This is a genomic window from Pedobacter sp. 01T416_2, from assembly GCF_056398925.1.
In genome coordinates, this window is the sequence record NZ_JBFTQI010000891.1 from 1 (window position 1) to 2,249 (window position 2,249).

Sequence of the window (2,249 nt, forward strand, 5' to 3'; positions counted from 1 at the left end):
GGGGTAAAGTGAGAGAAGATTGGAAAGTAATTTCTGCCAGTTGTACAAGCATTTCAGTATAAAATATTTGCTTAAAAATAAGAACGGGGAATAACCAATGGCTATCCCCCGATTCTAAATTAACGCTCTCTAGATCTAATATAGAACTAATCTCAGTTTCAACCAAAAGCTTGATGACAGAACAAGGCAAATGCTTACCCTGGCAAGTTAAAAATAGGTATATATCACAATCTGGTGTAAACCTCCAGGCTTGCAAACTGTATAATTTTTTACCTTTCAATTTATTATTTTCAGCCTTTAGGTTTGCTTTAACCAACTTAACATTGCTTTTTGAATTGTTTGAATATAAGATTACTAAATCGTTTTAATATTCGCTCATATTTATTAGTTTTATGAAATATTATCTAACCAATAATCCTTTTATGAAAAGAATATTTACCTCAATCTATTTTCTGGTTTCCTGTCTATCTATTCATACTTTGAATGCCCAGAATTTAACTGAATTCAACAAAAAACCCTTAAAACAGCATGTTTATGTGCAATTGCCCATAGGGAGTATTAAAGCCAAAGGATGGTTGTTAAAGCAACTAGAGCAGCAAAGAGATGGTGCAACGGGAATGGCAGAAGAGCTATACCCTGAAAAAGATAATCTGGGCAAAAACTCCGATTGGTTAGGAGGCGATGGGAATGGATGGGAGCGGGTACCATATTATGTTAAAGGTTTGGTAGCATTGGCTTATACCTTAGATGATCCTACGCTAAAAGAAAAAGCACAAAAGTACATTGATTGGACTTTGAACAATCAACAAGCCAACGGATTATTTGGCCCGCCGAAAATGAAAGATTGGTGGCCACGCATGCCAATGATGTATGCTTTGCAAAGCTATTACGAGGCCACAAATGATAAAAGGGTAATTCCTTTTCTCTCAAAATATTTCAAATATGAACTGGCTAATCTTGATGGCGATCCGTTAAAGGAATGGGGTAAATCAAGAGCAGGTGATAATATGGAAATAGCCATTTGGCTTTACAATAAAACCGGCAATCAGGATTTATTACGACTCGTAGAAAAGTTAAAACAACAGGCATACCCTTGGATCGATATTTATAGCAACAACGGGTTTTACTTTTTTGGTGATGATTTTCAGCCAAAACATATGGTTAATGTAGCTCAAGCCTTAAAATTCCCAGTGCTTTATGCTCAACTTCAAGATCGTGCTTCTAATCTTGAAGCACTTTCCAAAGGTATAGCGCACATYATGCACGACCATGGTCAGCCAGAAGGTTTAGGTTCAGGAACTGAATTTCTGGCGGGTACAAGCAGCATAGAAGGAGTAGAAACCTGTACTGTGGTAGAATGGATGCAGAGTTTAGAAACTGCGGCAAAGGTTATTCATGATGTCAGTATTGGCGATCAGTTGGAAAAAGTGGCCTTTAATGCATTACCTGCTCAGTTTAGCAGGGATTTTAAAAACCATTCATATTATACATTACCCAATCAGGTTCAAAGCATTCATGGGGAGCATGGCTTTAATCAAGATTATGGTTCAGGGATTGTTTCTAGTCCCTATTCAGGTTATGGATGCTGCCGCTATAACATGCATATGGGCTGGCCTTATTTTGTAAAAAGTAGTGTAGTGGCTACCCCTGAGAACGGCTTGGCAGTAATTACCTATGGCCCAATGGAAATAGAAACTGTGTTAGCCAACAATAAAAAAATAAAAATTACCGAAGAAACCAATTATCCCTTCGAAGAACAGATTAGGTTAAAAGTGGGGCTTACCACTTCTACATCCTTTCCATTGATTTTAAGAATCCCTGCGTGGAGTGTAAAACCAAGTATTAAATTAAATGGAACTATATTAAAAGGAGTAAAAGCCGGTGAAATGTTTACCATATCCCGCGAATGGAAAAATCAGGATCAATTAGAACTGAATTTCCCGATGCAAATTACGACTCAGGCTCAAGTAAACAATTCCATTAGTGTAGAACGTGGTCCTATTGTGTATGCATTAGAAATTAAGGCAGCAAATAAGGTAACCAAAACACATCCGGTTGCTGGTTTTACAGATTACGAAATCCGTCCGGAATTGGCGTGGAATTATGGTTTAGTATTAGATAAAGGTAATTTAAACAACGTTATCTTAGTGAAATCGACAATGCCCGAAAATCCTTTTATTGCAGCAAATGCACCGGTTAAATTAAAAGTTCGGGCAAAAAAGATTCCGTCATGGACGCTAGGATACAAC

The 2,249-nt window shown here is 37.4% G+C and carries 2 protein-coding genes; one reads left to right on the top strand and one right to left on the bottom strand.

Translation table 11 applies throughout. The annotated features are described in order from the left end of the window. Positions 1 to 316: hypothetical protein (locus tag AC1DPQ_RS25465; protein ID WP_477611273.1), on the bottom strand; the 316-nt coding region annotated here is incomplete at its 3' end. A gap of 106 nt (positions 317 to 422) precedes the next feature. Between AC1DPQ_RS25465 and AC1DPQ_RS25470 the strand changes: the two genes are divergently transcribed. Continuing rightward, positions 423 to 2,249: beta-L-arabinofuranosidase domain-containing protein (locus AC1DPQ_RS25470; protein ID WP_477611274.1), on the top strand; the 1,827-nt coding region annotated here is incomplete at its 3' end.